This is a genomic window from Frankia sp. CgJB1 (genome assembly GCF_977947065.1).
The window spans coordinates 19,625-35,478 of sequence record NZ_CDWTNB010000018.1 but is presented as its reverse complement, the minus strand read 5'-3'; the positions used below and the strand labels follow the sequence as shown (position 1 = coordinate 35,478).

12 protein-coding genes are annotated in these 15,854 nt (G+C 69.1%); 5 read left to right on the top strand and 7 right to left on the bottom strand.

Going from position 1 to position 15,854, the window contains the following annotated elements:
• The coding region (locus AC08OT_RS04075) for a TetR/AcrR family transcriptional regulator (protein ID WP_476593568.1) at positions 1–596 on the bottom strand (596 nt) is incomplete at its 3' end.
• A 347-nt stretch (positions 597–943) separates the two neighbouring features.
• The gene (locus AC08OT_RS04070; RefSeq protein ID WP_476593569.1) at positions 944–1,405 is read right to left on the bottom strand and encodes a GtrA family protein; all 462 of its coding nucleotides are present in this window, start codon (positions 1,403–1,405) and stop codon (positions 944–946) included.
• A 547-nt stretch (positions 1,406–1,952) separates the two neighbouring features.
• Between AC08OT_RS04070 and AC08OT_RS04065 the strand changes: the two genes are divergently transcribed.
• On the top strand, positions 1,953–2,480 hold the full coding sequence (locus tag AC08OT_RS04065) for a beta-class carbonic anhydrase (protein WP_476602546.1): 528 nt from the start codon (positions 1,953–1,955) through the stop codon (positions 2,478–2,480).
• A gap of 140 nt (positions 2,481–2,620) precedes the next feature.
• Here the strand turns inward: AC08OT_RS04065 and AC08OT_RS04060 are convergent, their stop codons facing one another.
• From AC08OT_RS04060 to AC08OT_RS04045, 4 genes are all read right to left on the bottom strand, one after another.
• A complete protein-coding gene (locus tag AC08OT_RS04060) occupies positions 2,621–3,955 on the bottom strand; it encodes a UDP-glucose dehydrogenase family protein (RefSeq protein WP_476602545.1) in 1,335 nt (444 codons plus the stop codon).
• A 223-nt stretch (positions 3,956–4,178) separates the two neighbouring features.
• Positions 4,179–5,084, bottom strand: coding sequence for a TIGR03089 family protein (locus tag AC08OT_RS04055; RefSeq protein ID WP_476593571.1), 906 nt, complete (start codon positions 5,082–5,084; stop codon positions 4,179–4,181).
• The gene (locus tag AC08OT_RS04050) at positions 5,081–6,736 is read right to left on the bottom strand and encodes an LCP family protein (protein ID WP_476602544.1); all 1,656 of its coding nucleotides are present in this window, start codon (positions 6,734–6,736) and stop codon (positions 5,081–5,083) included. The genes AC08OT_RS04055 and AC08OT_RS04050 overlap by 4 nt, the downstream gene beginning before the upstream one ends.
• Before the next feature lie 241 nt (positions 6,737–6,977).
• Entirely contained in the window at positions 6,978–8,378 is a 1,401-nt protein-coding gene (locus AC08OT_RS04045; RefSeq protein WP_476593573.1) for an LCP family protein, read from the bottom strand.
• A gap of 509 nt (positions 8,379–8,887) precedes the next feature.
• On the opposite strand from AC08OT_RS04045, the gene AC08OT_RS04040 reads away from it, so the two are divergent.
• The gene (locus AC08OT_RS04040; protein WP_476593574.1) at positions 8,888–9,964 is read left to right on the top strand and encodes a glucose-1-phosphate thymidylyltransferase; all 1,077 of its coding nucleotides are present in this window, start codon (positions 8,888–8,890) and stop codon (positions 9,962–9,964) included.
• A 72-nt stretch (positions 9,965–10,036) separates the two neighbouring features.
• Here AC08OT_RS04040 and AC08OT_RS04035 read toward each other — a convergent pair whose 3' ends face one another.
• The gene (locus AC08OT_RS04035) at positions 10,037–11,902 is read right to left on the bottom strand and encodes a glycosyltransferase family 39 protein (RefSeq protein WP_476595193.1); all 1,866 of its coding nucleotides are present in this window, start codon (positions 11,900–11,902) and stop codon (positions 10,037–10,039) included.
• Between the two features lie 150 nt (positions 11,903–12,052).
• On the opposite strand from AC08OT_RS04035, the gene rfbD reads away from it, so the two are divergent.
• The 3 genes from rfbD (at position 12,053) to AC08OT_RS04020 (ending at position 15,828) form a co-directional block, all read left to right on the top strand.
• On the top strand, positions 12,053–12,961 hold the full coding sequence (gene rfbD / locus AC08OT_RS04030) for a dTDP-4-dehydrorhamnose reductase (protein ID WP_476594729.1): 909 nt from the start codon (positions 12,053–12,055) through the stop codon (positions 12,959–12,961).
• Positions 12,962–13,253: 292 nt separating this feature from the next.
• Positions 13,254–14,126: an acyl-CoA-like ligand-binding transcription factor gene (locus AC08OT_RS04025; protein WP_476602543.1), complete on the top strand. Its 873-nt coding sequence runs from the start codon at positions 13,254–13,256 to the stop codon at positions 14,124–14,126.
• Between the two features lie 49 nt (positions 14,127–14,175).
• Positions 14,176–15,828: an MDR family MFS transporter gene (locus AC08OT_RS04020; RefSeq protein WP_476594227.1), complete on the top strand. Its 1,653-nt coding sequence runs from the start codon at positions 14,176–14,178 to the stop codon at positions 15,826–15,828.
• Positions 15,829–15,854: the final 26 nt, after the last annotated feature.

Below are 15,854 nucleotides of genomic sequence, written 5' to 3'. Positions count from 1 at the left end.
CAGGCCGCGTAACGGATCACGATGTCGTCGACGATCATCTCCAGGAACGTCTGATCGACCGGATCTCCGGTCAGCAGCACCCGTTGGAGGATGACGGCGGTTCCGAGTTCTATGAGTACCGTGCGGTCGACGTCCGGGCGGACCTCGCCACGGGCGATCCCGCGTTCGATGATGGCCTCCGAGCTTGCCTGGCGTTGCATCCAGAGGCCGCGGCGCAGGGCGTCGCGCAGACCGGGATTGCGCGGCATCTCCGAGATCAGTTCCGCGAGGATCCGTCCCCGATCGCCGCGGATCGTATCATGGAACGAGGTCAGGAACTCAAGGATGTCCAAGCGGAGGGAGCCGTTGTCGGGTACCGGCATCCGCTGCTCGGTGAAGGCGTTGACCGCGTCCATCACCAGGGCGAGCTTTGACGGCCAGCGCCGGTAGATGGTGGCCTTTCCGGCTCGCGCCCGGGTGGCCACCCGGTCCATCGTCACACCGTCGTATCCGACCTCGGCCAGAAGGTCGAGGGTGGCAGTGCGGATCGCCTGGTCCCGGCTCTCGTCGCGAGGTCGGCCGCCGGGGTGCGACGACGCGAGCGAGGACGGGGTCACGACACACCCTCCAGGTTGCTGCGGACTGGACGGCGCTCCACGCGGCGTTCCCGGTAGCCGATGTGTCTCGCTGGATGGAGGGCTGTGGGCGCGCGGCGCCAGCATGACCCGCCGAGCGTAGCCCACCGGCGAAGGTTCGGGAACCGTTCGGTATCGGAACTAGGTTGTTCCCGACTTGTCTGCCGGGGACGGCGGGAGGGCGGAACGTCCTGTTCCGCTGTCGTGCCGTGTCGGCGGGCGTGTTGGGCGTCCGGGGGGTGGCGGCGATGCGCGGCGCACCTGAAACGGCCGGTCCGGTGCCGGACGAGGCGGCGGAATGTGCGTCGGGCCGGGGGCCGCTGGTGCGGTCAGATCCGGCCCGCATGCTCCGGGATGCGCCGACGACCGTCCTGACGGGCTCCGCCGTTCGCGGTGGCCTTGGGATGGTCCGGGTGGAGGAAGACCCATTTCTTGTAGGCCCAGAACCGGAATACGGTGCCCAGCCCGGTGCCGATGATGTTACCGAACAGGTTGAACGCAAGTACGCCCTTAAGATCGAGTACATAGCGTGCGAACCCGAGGCAGCCGAGCGCGATCAGCAACCCGACCGTATTCAGGATCACGAAGAGTGTGTACTCGCGACGTAGACCGGTTCGGGCGCGATGGTTGAACGACCATTGTCGGTTCCCGATGTAGGAAAAGGTGGCAGCGACCACCGTGGAGACGGTCTTCGCGCTGAGTGGACCCATTCCGAGAAGCGTGTGGCACAGGTTGGAGACAAGAAAGTCGATGGCGTAACACGCGCCGCCGACCAGCCCGAACTTGCCCATCTCGTGGATGAGTACCTGCATCGGTGAGCGGGTCTGTCGGTGTCTCACCACGGGCGACCCCGATCGATATTTACCACTCGGAGAGAGTACCGGCTGCTCCCGCCCGCCCACCGTGCCACCCCCGTCGACGGTGGCGTGGTGGGCATCCGTGGCGAGGCCGGCTCACCGGCCATGGTGCCGGACGTAGCGGTGAACCCGTCGGCGCGTGGTGGAGTCACCGAGTAGCTGTTCCCATCTTTACGCTAGGTGATGCCACCAATCCGGTGCGGCGGGCAACGTGAGTGGCGCAACTTCGGCAAAAGCTCGGGAACGTTGGCGAAGCTGGGCCCATGGACGGCATCCTGGCAGTGAGAGGGTGGGGACCATTGATCGGAAGGACGCATCATCATGATCCGCTCGAGTCGCCGGCCGAGCCGTTGATGTCAACGTCAAGGACCGATGACCACGTGGACACCGATGACCACACTGCTGTTGGCTCCGTTGCCGACGCCCAGGCGGACACCGTGCGCCCGCGGACACCGTGCGTCCTGTGAGCCTGGTGGAGCCGGTGGTCCCAGTGGGTAGCGCTGCCACGGCGACCGAACTCCTGCTGAGCTACGCCGTAGGTCACCCCGTCCGGCGGCGGGAGGCCGGGCTTCCTGCCCTGCCCGGCGCGCGGCCGCGCCTGGGCGTCGCGGTGGTTGCCTGTATGGACGCGCGGATCCAGGTGGAGGCTCTGCTCGGTCTCGTCGAAGGTGACGCCCACATCCTGCGCAACGCCGGTGGTGTCATCACCCCGGATGTGGTCCGCTCGCTCGCCGTGAGCCAGCACGTGCTGGGAACGACGGAGATCATTCTTTTACACCACACCGGATGTGGTCTCGAAAGGATTACCGACGACGGGTTCCGGGACCAGGTGGAGCGCGAGACGGGCGTTCGTCCCGAATGGGACGTGTATTCCTTTCCCGATGTCAAGGAGGACGTGCGCAAGTCCGTCAGGGTGCTGCGTTCGTCGCCGTTCCTGCAGTCCACCACCTCGGTGCGCGGATTCGTCTACCAGGTGGAGACCGGGGCACTGGTCGAGGTTCTGCCGTAGGGCGGTCCACGGCGGCATGGGATGGGTCGCGTCGTCGGATTGTCGTCGGGTCAAGCTTGCCTAGTCCGGTAGGTCCGGTAGGTCCGGTAGGTCCGGTAGGTCCGGTAGGTCCGGTAGGTCCGGTAGGTCCGGTCGGCGGGTCACGCGAGTGGCCGTCCGAGCGCGTGGTAGATCCAGCCGGCATCCCGCCAGACCGCGGGATCCAGGACGTGCCGTCCGTCGATGACGATGGGTCTGCTGACGTGCGGTCGCAGGGTGGCCGGGTCGATCTCGCGGAACTCGCTCCATTCCGTCAGGACCAGGACGATCTCCGCTCCTGCCACGGCCCGTATCACCGAGTCGGTGTAGTGCAGGTACGGGTAGCGAACGCGGGCGTTCGGGATCGCCGCGGGGTCGTACACGGACACGTGGCCGCCGGCGCGGTGCAGCGCGGTGGCCACGTCGAGGGCGGGCGAGTCGCGGATGTCATCGGAGTTCGGTTTGAAGGCGGCACCGAGGACCGCCACCATCCGGCCCGTCGGCGAGCCCCCCAGCGCCTTGGTGGCTAGCGCCACCGTCCGCGTCCGGGCCCGCGTGTTGACGGCGTCGACCTCGGTGAGGAAGGCCAGCGCGGAGCCGACTCCCAGCTCGTCCGCGCGGGCCTGGAAGGCACGGAGGTCCTTGGGTAGGCAGCCGCCACCGAAGCCGATGCCGGCCTGGAGGAACCGGGGCCCGATCCTGGGGTCGTGAGCCAGGGCGGCGGCGAGCTCGGTCACGTTCCCCCCGGTCATGTCGCAGATTTCGGCCATCGCGTTGATGAAGGAGATTTTCGTCGCGAGGAAGGCGTTCGCGGCGACCTTCACGATCTCGGCCGTGGCGAAGTCGGTGACGATGACGGGTGTGCCTTCTTTGATCGTTCTGGCGTAGACCGCCCGCAGCCGTGCCTCGGCGATGCCACCCGGGACGACCCCGAAGACCAGGCGGTCCGGCCGCAGGGTGTCGTCGATGGCGGACCCCTCCCGGAGGAACTCGGGATTCCACGCAAGTTCCGCGCCCGGGGCGCCGGCGGCAAGTCGTCCGGCCCGCCGGGCCGCGGTGCCCGTGGGAACCGTCGACTTGCCCACCACCAGCGTCCCGGGCCGCAGCCCGGCCGCGATCAGACCATTCGTCACCGCTTCGACGTGGCGCAGGTCCGTCGCGCCGGAATCGGGCCGTTGCGGTGTTCCCACGCAGATGAAATGCACCTCGGCCCGGTCAGCCGCCTCGGCGAGCGAGCTCGAGAAGGCCAGTCGTCCCGCCTCCAGGTTCTTGCGGAGTAGCCCTTCCAGACCGGGCTCGAAGAAGGGCACCTCACCCACGGCGAGCCGCTGCGTCCTGGTCGCGTCGATATCGACACCGATGACCTCGAACCCCAGTTCCGCCATGCACACGGCGTGTGTCGCGCCCAGGTATCCGGTGCCGATGACGCTGATGTGAAGAACCGGTGACGTGCTCACGTTCGAGCGACCTCCGCTACACGTGGTAAAGACCGGCCGCCGCGCTGCCGGCCCTCCCGCCGGGGCAATCTCGTAAGCCCCGGTGAGCCGGACGCACCGGGGACCGCGTTGCCCCATTCTCGTTGGCCGTCGCGCCGTTCGGTGGTCACGCCGTCTGTGAGCCGTCCGGATGTCGGGTATAGTCATTCCCCATCCGCGGCCCGCTACGGGGGTCGTGCGGGTTTCACCCGAGGCGGGGGAGCGGCAGCGACCGGACCCCCGCGGGCAGTGGGCCGGGCGCGTGCCGCAGGACCGACCGACCGACGGCGGTGATCTTCTCCGTCTCGATGCGCCGCGGGAGCGCGGCGCTGTCGAGATGCCGGCACAGCACGATCGACGAGCCTGCGACCAGGGGAGCGAGCAGCGAGCCGACCAGGCCCTCGGTCGTGGCGAGCGACGCGGTGAACAGCACCCGGTCCGCGGGTCCCAGGTCCCACGCCCCCGCGATCGCGGTACCCGCGCGCAGCAGCGCGGCCTGCCCGGGTGGCGGTGCCGGGGCGGCGAACCGATCGCCGTGCGGGGGCACCTCCGCGGCGTAGTCGAGAACCCCGGCGACGGGCCTGCGCATCCGAGCACCCAGCGGGCGCAGTGACAGGGCCACGATCTCGTCCACCATCAGGCCGGACGCCTCGTCGAGCCGGTCCTCGGCCACGAACAGCGCGTCGAGGGGGGTCGCGACCGGCAGCTCCCCGCCGTCCTTCTCGGTGTCCCCGCCGTCCTGCCCGCCGTCTGCGTCTCGGACGAGGACCACCTCCATCCCGGCTGACCAGGTGGCGAGCAGAATGACCGAACTGAGCCAGTGCGTCGGCAGGTGGACGCCGACCCGGTCACCGATGCCGAGGCCGAGTGTGTCGACCAGCATGTTCGCGGTCTTCGCCACCCAGTTGTCGAAGGTGGTCGCCGAGAATTCCACGCGTTCGCCGGTTGCGTCGTCGTAGAAGGTGACCAGCGGGCGGGCGGGATCGGTGGCCAGCCGGTGCGCGAGGACGGACGCGATGCCGCGAACTCCCGCCGCGGGTGCGGCGTCGGCGTCCGCGGCCGGGCCAAGCAGCGTCCGTACGGCGACCAGCCGCGGCACGGAGGCGCTCATGGCGTGCACGAGGTGTCGGAGGGAACGGGACCGACCGGAGCGGTCGCGGTGCCCGTGGTGCCGCCGGTGCCTGTGACGCCTGTGACGCCTGTGACGCCTGTGACGCCTGTGGTGCCGGCCCCGCCGGTCGCCGGGGCCGGCGTCGCGGTGATGGCGACCGTGGTCGTCCGGGTGTCACCACCGGCGGCCGTCGAGGTCGTCGGGATCCTCGTGTCGACGGTCGCCGCCGCGCCCGGCAGGCCACCGCCCGGCAGGCCACCGCTGGGCAGGCCGACGTTGGACAGGCCGGTGAAGGTGGATCCGAGGACGAGGACGAGGCCGGCCCCGGAGCGGCCGGCGCCCGCGACGATTCGGCTGCCGGGGATCGTCGCCGCCAGGGTGCGTGCCGCGGCCTCCTGGCCCGGGGGATGGCGTACCTCGGTCACAGTCTGGCGGGTCGATGTCGCGGCGGTCATCGGCCCAGTGAAGCCGAGTGCCCGCAGTCCGTCGACCGTGCCGGTGGCGAGTCCGGCACGTCCCGAGGCGTTGCGGACGGCGGCGATCGAGACCTGGGCGGGGTCGAGAGTTCGCTGTGCGGGAGGCTTGGTGCCCGCGGGCAGCAGCGGAGCGAGGACTTGGTCGAGGCCGGCCTGATCGACGATGAGTACGGCCCCGTGCGGGGGAATCGAACCCATGTCGTCGACCGCACCATCGGAGCGCAGCGCGATGTGCGTAGGGACTGTCACGAAGTGAATTCTTCCCGGACCCAGCTCGCTGGCCCGCTTCGCGAGCTTGAGTATCGCGGTCTGGTCGAGGCCCTGGTCGATCCGCAGCGCGCCGCCGACCGCCCCGATCAACGAAGTGATCTTGGCCGGGTTGGTGAGCACTCCGGTGCTGGTCGCTGTCGCCAGCAGCTTGGAGAGGAACTGCTGCTGGCGCAGGATGCGAAGGCGTTCGTCCCCGAGCGCGTAGCGGGTCCGGACGAAGGCCAGCGCCTGATCACCGTTGAGACGGTTCTCGCCGAGCCGTCCGCTCCATCCCGACATCGAGTCGTGCAGGTTGCGGGTGCTGCCGTTCGGTAGGGGCGTCACACACACGGTTACGCCTCCCACCGCGTCGGTCATCGCCTTGAAACCGGCGAGATTGATCGAGATGGTATGGTCGATTTTCAGGCCGGTCAGGGATTCCAGCGTGCTGACGAGACCGGGGACGTCCGCCAACTCGAGCACCTCGGTGAGCTTCGACCGGCCGTCGCGGGCGGTGGCCTTCTCCCGCGGCACCCCCGGGACGAGCATGTCCCGGGGGAAGGACAGCAACGTGGCCGAGCCGTCCTTGCCGAAGTGGGCGATGATGGTGGTGTCGGACCGGACGCCGTCTACCACACCGTACTGACCCTCGGTACCCTCCCGGCTGTCGTCGCCGAGTAGCAGGATGTTCTCCTCGCCGTCCACGCTCGCTGGGCGGGCACCCTCGATGTCCCAGTCGACGCGCGTGACGGCCTTGTCGAACTGCCGGTAGGCGGCCCACCCGATGGTGCTCAGACCGAGAACCAGCACGGACAGCAGAGCGACGGCTCCAACGGACAGCCGTCGCAGCGGGGAGTGGTGGCGACGGGGCCCACGCGGGTTCAACGCGGGCGGCAGGGCCGGCGGGCGCATGGTATCGGGGCTCACCTGAGTCGAAAGCCCTCCTCGCTCAGGCGGCCGGAGCGGGAGAACCCCCGCCGGAACGCATGCCGCGGCCGTCGTGGTCGTGATGTGGCAGCCGTGTCCGTCTAACTGGACGTTCCGGACGGCCAAGACGTTGCCATGGCAAGCGCGGATGTTCACGGCGGGGTTGATCTCATCTCCGACCGTAGTGTGGACGGCGCGGAATGTGATCGGACGGTCGGGTGAACGATCAGCCAGCCAGCAGTTAGTACGTGCACCCCGAGGTGAGATCCGCGGCCGTCGACGGTGAGGCGGGAGGCGGGTCCGCCGCGGCGGACCCGCCGGTTGCCCCGGCGGCTGTGCCGGTACCACGGGTCGATCCGGCGCCCCCGGCCGCTGGACTCGGGTTCACCCCGTCGTAGGACGTGCCCAGGACGAGGGTGATGTGGCCGGCGGGGACGGAGGCGTCCGCGCGCAACCGGCTGCCGGGCACGTCGGCCTGCACGGCATGGGCGGCGGCCTGTTCGCCCGGGCGATAGTGCACCTGTGTCGTCTCCACCACGCCGGCCTGCCACGTCTGCGGCGGGCCGACCCGGAAACCGGCCTGCCGCAGCTCCCCGGCGGCCGTGGCGGCGAGGCCCCCCACCCCGGCGCCGTTGTAGACGTCGATCAGCACCTGTGCCGGGTCGACCGTCGGGGTCGGGATAACGGAGGATTCCCGCGTGTCACGGGCCCGCCCGCGCAGCGGAGCGAAGAACTTCTCCAGCGTCTCGGGGTCGTAGAGCTGTACGGAGCCGAACCTCGGCAGCTCCCCCACGGCGTTGCCGCCCTCGGCCGGCGTCGGGGCGTGCACGGGGATCGTCTCGAACCGGATCTGATCGGCGGACATCCCGCGCAGCCGTGTCGCGAGCGCGCGCATGTCGTTCATGCTGGTGCCGTCATCGATGGTGAGCGCCCTGGTCGCGGCCTGAAGCAGGTTCTCCAGCCTGACCGGGTTGGCGAGCACCCCGGTCGTGGTTGCCTGGGTGAAGATGGCGCCGATGAACTGCTGCTGGCGGCGGATGCGATCAAAATCGTTGTCGGGTAGGCCGTGGCGTTGGCGGACGAAGGCGAGTGCCCGCTCTCCGTTGAGATGATTTTTGCCTACCGTGCCCCGCCACTGCGACCACGGATCGTACAGATTGGACTTTCCGCCGTTTGGTAGCGGTTTGACGCAGACGGTGACGCCGCCAATGGCATCGGTCATCTCCTTGAAACCGGCCAGATCGACCGAGACATAGTGGTCGATCTTGATGTCGGTGAGATTCTCGATCGTTCTGATCAGGAGACTGGGCCCGCCGAGGGTGATCGCCGAGTTCAGCTTGCCGAGGCCGTGCCCCGGAATGCGCACGAGGATGTCCCTCGGAAAGGAGACCATCGTCGTGGTCCCGTCCACGTCGAGGTGGGCCAGCATCGTCGTGTCCGACCGTTCGCCGGTCACCGCTCCCTGGCTCTCGTACTCGCCGCCGGTGCCCGCCCTGCTGTCCGATCCGACCAGCAGGAAGTTCCGGGTGCCCTCCGCGGCCTCCGCCGGCCGGTCCCCGCCGAGCCCGAGGCGGATCCGGTTGATCTGGGCGTCAAAATACTCGTAGGCGGTCCAGCCGCCCACCGCGGCAAGGAGTACCACGGCGGCGAGTATTGCTGCGATTACCGTGAGCAGGCGAGATGCCAGAGACCGCTCCCGGCGAGTGTCGTGTTCGCCGTCGCGGTTCTGGTGGCCGTCGCGGTTCTGGTGGTCGTCCCGGGTCGGATACGGGCCTCGATACGCACGGGCAGTAGGATTCAGACGATTTCGTCGCCGCGGGGGCGGGCCCTGGGACCCCGCGGACAGACGCGGCGGCGCGTCGGTCACCGTGTCCCCCTCCCAGGCAGCCCGAGATGTTTCCTGGGTCTGGAACGATCAGATGCGCGGTAAAGTTTCCCGCCGGCTGGCCGCCCCGAACCCTGCGACTACCCAACGTACCCGTATCGGGCGGGGTGTACCTGTCGCCGGCCCGGTGCGCATGGAAATACCTGTTGCACAGGTGGGTGTTCGCGGTGACATGCGGGCAAAGGTGGATCGATCTGCCATGTGATAGGAATCACATTGGCGGTTACTTTCTGTCAGCTCAAAGCGGCACGATAGGGTTTCGGATCATGAAGGCCCTCGTCCTTGCCGGTGGTTCGGGAACCCGTCTGCGGCCAATCACCCACACCTCGGCCAAACAGCTTGTCCCAGTGGCGAACAAGCCGGTGCTTTTCTACGGCTTGGAGGCCATCCGTGACGCCGGTATCACCGATGTCGGGATCATCGTGGGGGAGACGGCCGACGAGATCCAGGCGGCGGTAGGTGACGGCTCGGCATTCGGGATCCAGGTCACCTACATCCGCCAGGACGCGCCGCTCGGACTGGCGCATGCCGTGCTCATCGCCCGCGACTTCCTCGTCGATGAACCGTTTGTCATGTACCTCGGCGACAACCTGATTATCGGTGGGATCTCCAGCCTGGTCGAGGAGTTCCGACGGACCACGCCGGACGCCCTGATCCTGCTGACCAGGGTCGACAACCCCTCCGCCTTCGGTGTCGCCGAGCTCGGTGCGGACCGGAAGATCATTCGACTGGTCGAGAAGCCGCTCGTTCCGCCGAGTGACCTGGCGCTCGTCGGCGTCTACATGTTCGGCACCCCCATCCACGACGCCGTGGGGGCGATCAAACCGTCGGCCCGCGGCGAGCTGGAGATCACCGAGGCGATCCAGTGGCTCGTCGACGGCGGATACGAGGTCGCCTCGCACCTGGTCGAGGGTTACTGGAAGGACACCGGCCGACTCGACGACATGCTCGAGACAAACCGCCACCTCCTCGAGTCGATCGAGCCGGCGATCCGTGGCAGCGTTGACGAGCACAGCATGATCGTCGGCCGTGTGGTGATCGAGGAGGGCGCCTCGCTGGTCCGGTCCACCGTGCGCGGGCCGGCCATCATCGGCCGGGACACCACCCTCGTCGATACCTATGTCGGCCCGTTCACCTCGATCTTTCACTCCTGCACCATCGAACGGACCGAGATCGAGTACTCGATCGTGCTGGAGCGGGCGACGATCCGTGGGATCGGGCGGATCGAGGACTCGTTGATCGGCCGGGATGCCGAGGTCGTCCCCTCCGCGGCCCTGCCCAGGGCGCATCGGCTCATGCTGGGCGACCACTCCCGCGTCTCGGTGGCTACGACGGGGACCTGAGGCCCGCTCGGAGCGGACCTCCCTTGCACATCCGCGACGGACTTCGTGGGGCGGGCGTCGGCCGGTGACCGCCTACGCCCGGACCCGATCCCGAACCCGTGACCGCGCCCCCGGCTCCGCCCGCGCGCCCCCGGCTCCGCCCGCCCGCACCGCGACGGCGAGGCAGAGAACGACGAGCACCGCCGACAGCACGAAGACCGTGATCGTGACGCCGACCGGGAATGGCGCCCAGCGGCCGGCCCCCGCGACGACCTCGGGAACGCGAGCCGGGGTGAAGGACACCTGGCGCGGCAACCAGTAGTACGAACAGATCGCCAGCAGCCCCAGACCCTGCATCAGCAGCGCGCTGACCAGCGTGACGGCGGGTGCCAGTCGCTCCCGGCCGCGCAGCGCCGCGCGTAGGCCCAGAGCGAACACCACCCCCAGACCGACCAGCCCCAGGTAGAGATACCGGCCCTGGACGGCAATGCCGCGGGTGTACTGCTGGTACTCCGCCCAGCTGCGCTGCCCGACCATCAGGTAGGCGAAAGCGACCGGGAGCAGCAGTACCGCCGGCCCGGCAGCGCTCGCCAGCCGGTCCGGCCGCGCGGCGCGGCGTGGTCCGGCGACCAGCGCGGCCGCGCACAGTCCGACGACCGCCCCGGTCGCCACGACGATGGCGACCGGGGAGAGCTGGGGCGGCTCGAACAGGCCGAGCCCGCCCCAGAAGCGGCTGATCATAGTCCGGAAGAAGTACCAGAACCAGGTAAGAAAGGAGTCCGGAAGCAGCAGTGGTTCCCGCCGCGGCGGGTTCGTCGCCCACCCGTTCGGCTGGACGGCGTCGTACAGGACGTAGTTCCTGATCCACCACCAGCCTCCCAGGGCGAGCCCGAGGCCGACCGCCAGCGTGGCCGGCGTCCATGGCAGGGAGCCAATCGCGCGACGCGACGCGAAAAGTCGGCCGGCCGGATACGCAGACCGCTCCGGTGCATGCCGGCCCGCACGCCGCAGGTGCCACCAGCCGACCAGATAGGCGGCGACGATCACGGCCGGCAGGGCCAGCGCGAACGCCTTGGACAGCAGGGCGATTCCCAACCAGATTCCGGCCCAGGCGGCTGCGCGGCGACGCATGTCGCCGCGCAGCACACCCACGAGGGTGACGGTCAGCCCGCCGGTGGCGAGCATCAGGATGCCGTCATTGTTGAAGGTGGCACCGACCCTGGTGAACCCGGGTACGGCGAGTGGCAGGGCCGCCGCGGCGAGAGCCGATGGTTGATCCAGTCCGAAGCGGCGTGCCGCCAGCCATGCCAGCAGGGGCAGCGGCGCGACCACCAGGATGTTCAACAGACGCAGGACGAAGACCTGCTGGTCATAGGCCCAGTGCTTGGAGCCCGGCAGGGCGTCGAGCAGCCTGGCGCCGACCACGTAGATCAACGGTGGATGCTGCACCATCTGGTTGGAGAGGCGGCCGTCGCCGACGGGGGTAACCCCACCGAGGGCGTCGAACGCCTGGCGCTGGCCGCGTGGCGTCGGATCGATCTCGGCGAAGGACGGGGAGCCCCGCTGTTTCCCACCGGCCTGGAACATGTCCTGGAAGCGGCTGCGGTCGAAGTCGTCAGAGGTCGCGGCTACACCCGTCGAGATGATCTTCTTGCCTGGTGCGGGCCAGCCGACTCCGTGCTGCAGGCCGTAGACCATGTCCACGTGCTGAGCCTCGTCGTATCCCGTCCAGGTCGGATACACGAACGCGTAGCTGAGCAGCAGGCCGAGGTGAACCGCCGTGATGAGGAGCAGTAACACCGGCACGCGCCGCGGACCGGGCATCGACACCGCCTCGGCGGCCTCGCCTCGCGCCTCGGTCGCCGGTTGGATCCCCGCCGGCCGGGTCCCCGCCGCGGAATCAGGCGCGGGACCGGCGGTGTAGCTACGGTCGATGATCGGCGGTTCTGGGGCGTCCATGGTTGACGCCAGCGTAGACGACCGATGTGAGAGGTTCGGACGAGCTCGGCGTGGGGTAACCGTCGCCTGTCTGTTGCCCTCTTCTCGACACGGGCTGATCCTGGGTGGATCCTGAACCGGGCGGGTCAGGGTGTCTGCGACACTAGGAAGGTGCGTTTTCTCGTGACCGGTGCCGCCGGTCAGTTCGGGGCCGACCTTTGCCGGCTGCTCGAGGCTCGAGCCGCGGAACCGGACTCCGGGGTGTACGGCTGGGCCGGTCTGACCCGGGCGGAGTTCGACATCACCGATTCGGCCCGGGTGCGCGCCGTCCTGCGCGACCAGGCGCGTCCCGCGAAGACCCAGGGTGGGCTGGTCGTCTTCAACACGGCGGCTTGGACAAACGTCGACGCGGCGGAGTCGGACGAGGCTGGCGCCTACGCGGTCAACGCCACGGGGCCGGCGCACCTCGCCGCAGCCTGCGCCGAGGTCGGCGCGACCCTGATCCACATCTCGACTGACTACGTCTTCGACGGGCGGGCCGCCAAGCCCTACGAGGTCGACGATCCTACCGGTCCCGTCTCGGCATACGGCCGGACGAAACTGGCCGGGGAGGAGGCTGTCCGAGGCCTGCTGCCCGATGCCTCGTACGTGGTGCGCACCGCATGGGTCTATGGCCGGACCGGCAGTAACTTCGTGAAGACGATCTCGCGACTGGCCCGTGAGCGGGACACGCTGTCCGTTGTGGACGATCAGGTGGGCTCGCCGACCTGGTCGGCCGATCTCGCGTCGGGGCTGATCGAGCTCGCTTCCTCGGCGGCACCGACCGGCGTCTACCACTGCACGAACGCCGGCGAGACCACGTGGTTCGGCTTTGCCCGCGAGATCGTCGCCGCGCTGGGCCAGGACCCGGCCAAGGTGACGCCGACGACGACGGAGGCATTTCCCCGTCCGGCCCGGCGCCCGGCCTACGCGGTGCTCTCCGGGCGGTCGTGGGTGGACGCGGGACTCACTCCTCCGCGGGCCTGGGACGCCGCGCTGTCCGCGGCCTTCGTCGCGGCGGGCGACGCGCTGCGCGGCTGATCGTTCTGCCGGGTACCGATCTTTCTGCCGATCGTTGCGCGACCGGCCACCGTCGGCCCACCCCGCCCCCGGCCGCGGGCGGGGGCGTGTCTGACTCTCGCCTGGTTCTCGCCTGCTGTCCGGTCCCCCGCCCGGCCCCGTCTTCCCGATCCGCCCGGCCCTTCGGCGACGGTTCCCGGTGGGCGCCGATCGTGTTGACTGTCACAGTAAAATTTTGCAGGATGAGAATAAGTGCGTATACTGCAAAGTTGTAGGGGGGTCCGGGGGGCGGATCGAGATCGGGGGAGCGGTGGTGGAGGAGCCGGCGACTGTCCCGGGCCGGGCTGGCGAGCCCGGGAAGTCGTCTGGGCCGGGGCTGCGGGAGCGCAAGAAGCGGCAGACCCGCCGGGCCCTGCGGGCCGCAGCCATCCGGCTCGTTGCGGAGCGTGGTCTGGAGAACGTCTCGGTCGACGAGATCGCCGCCGCGGCCGAGGTCTCCACCCGGACGTTCTTCAACTACTTCCCGACGAAGGACGACGCGATCGCCGGCATCGATCCCGAGGACATCACCGAGATCGGCACGGAGCTGGCGGAGCGTCCTCCCGAGGAGGAGCCGCTGGCGGCGTTGCGGGCGGTCATGCTGGACCGGGCCGCCCTCGTCGCGCCCGATCAGGCCGAGCTGTGGCGCGTCCGGCTTGCGATCATCCGTGCCCATCCGCATCTGACCATGGCCAACGCGGCCAGCTGGAGTTCCTACGAACGCGCTCTCGCCGAGGCGATCGGCCGGCGTTGCGGGCTCGATCCCGATCGTGACCCCTACCCTGTCGTGCTGGTCGCGACGACGTTGGCCGTCGTGCGGACCCTGACCGTGCGGTGGCAGGAGTCCCCGGATGACGCCTCGTTGCCCGACACTCTCGGCCGCGCCTTCGACATCCTGGCCCGCGGCCTGGCTCCGCCTGGTCCCTCCGGCACCTCAGACGAGTCCGGACACGAGTCCGGACACGAGTCCGGACACGAGTCCGGACACGAGTCCGGACACGAGTCCGGCGGGTCCGGCGAGTCCGGCGGGTCGGACGGATCCGACGTGGTGGGCACCTCGAACGCGCCGATCACGTCGTCCCACCGGGAACGCCGGGCCCACCCGGAACGCCGGGAACAAGAACAACGAGGACAGCGACCCGAATGAGATCGACCGAGCACGTCGACGTCAGCGACGACCATGAAGGGAGCCGGTCATGACGCAGGCTCGATCGGCCGAGGACGCCGAGTCCGGCGGAACCGGCGCCGGCACGTCTCCGGCGCCCCGCGGCGGCGCTGCCGTGATCCCCCCGCAGGTCTCCGACCAGCGCCGGCTCTGGCTGATCATGGGAGCGCTGCTCCTCGGAATCCTGTTGGCCTCGCTGGATCAGACGATCGTGTCGACGGCACTGCCGACGATCGTCGGGGATCTCGGCGGCGCCACCCATCTCTCCTGGGTGGTGACTGCCTACCTGCTGGCCTCCACGGTGTCCACACCGGTCTGGGGCAAGCTCGGTGATCTGTACGGCCGCAAGATCCTGTTCCAGGTGGCGATCGTCATTTTCCTGGTGGGCTCGGTGATCGCCGGTGTCAGTACGTCGATGGGGCAGCTGATCGCCTTCCGTGCTGTCCAAGGGCTCGGTGGCGGCGGGTTGATCATCGGTGCAATAACGATCATCAGTGATCTCGTTCCGCCGCGCGATCGAGGCCGTTACCAGGGGCTGTTCGGCGCGACGTTCGGCGTGTCGTCGGTGGTCGGTCCGCTACTCGGCGGCCTGTTCGTCGACCATCTCTCCTGGCGCTGGGTCTTCTACGTGAACCTGCCGGTGGGCGCGGTCGCCCTGGTGGTGACGGCGTTGACGCTCCCGGCGACGAGGAACCGCATCAGGCACGTCATCGACTACCTCGGCACCGTGCTCCTGGCCATGGCGACGACCAGCCTCGTGTTGCTGACCAGCCTGGTTGGCACCACCTACGCCTGGGGATCACCGGAGATCATCGGGATGGGCGTCGCGGGGGTTGTGCTCCTCGTCGGGTTCGTGTTCGTCGAACGAGTGGCGGTCGAACCCGTGCTGCCGCTGATCCTGTTCCGGGTCCGGGTGTTCTCGGTGGCCGGCGCGGTCGGCTTCGTCGTCGGCTTCGCGATGTTCGGCGCGATCGTCTTCCTACCGCTGTTCCTCCAGGTGGTGAAGGGAGTCGACCCGACGGACTCCGGCCTGCAGATGCTGCCGGTGATGGGTGGGCTGCTACTCAGCTCGATCATCTCCGGCCGGCTCATCAGCCGGTGGGGCCGTTACAAGATCTTCCCGGTCGTCGGTACCGCGATGATGTCGATCGGCCTGTTCCTGCTGTCGTTCATCAGTCCCGACATCTCTACGCTGCAGCTCACGTTGTCCATGTTCCTTCTCGGGGTCGGGATCGGCGCGGTCCTGCAGGTCCTGGTCATGGCCGTGCAGAACGCTGTCGACTACCGGCAGATGGGCGTGGCCACCTCGGGTGCGACCTTCTTCCGGTTCATCGGCGGGTTGTTCGGTACCGCCGTGTTCGGCGCGATCTTCGCGAACCAGCTCAGAGGTAACCTCGCCGAGCGGTTCGCGGGCATCCCGTTGCCACCCGGTCTGTCCGCCTCCGGTTCCAACATCACCCCCCAGGTGCTCCACAGGCTGCCCCCGACGATCCGGGACGGATTCGTCCAGGCGTTCTCGGACGCGATGCAGACCGTCTTCCTGGTGGCGGTGCCGATCGGTCTGTGCGCCTTCGCGCTGGCCTGGTTGCTGCCCGAGATCCGCCTGGGAAACACCGTCGGTGGCGCGCGGCCCGCGGCGCCGGGCTCGGCGGAGTCCGACGAGACCGCGGAGGTCCTCAAGTAGCCGCGATTCCGACCGCGCGTCGGCGC

Bases quoted from the DNA above. Each gene is read 5' to 3' on its own strand.
- AC08OT_RS04070 (WP_476593569.1), bottom strand. From the start codon at position 1,405: ATGGGCAAGTTCGGGCTGGTCGGCGGCGCGTGTTACGCCATCGACTTT.
- AC08OT_RS04055 (WP_476593571.1), bottom strand. From the start codon at position 5,084: ATGAGCGCCTCCGTGCCGCGGCTGGTCGCCGTACGGACGCTGCTTGGC.
- AC08OT_RS04040 (WP_476593574.1), top strand. From the start codon at position 8,888: ATGAAGGCCCTCGTCCTTGCCGGTGGTTCGGGAACCCGTCTGCGGCCA.
- AC08OT_RS04035 (WP_476595193.1), bottom strand. From the start codon at position 11,902: ATGGACGCCCCAGAACCGCCGATCATCGACCGTAGCTACACCGCCGGT.
- AC08OT_RS04020 (WP_476594227.1), top strand. From the start codon at position 14,176: ATGACGCAGGCTCGATCGGCCGAGGACGCCGAGTCCGGCGGAACCGGC.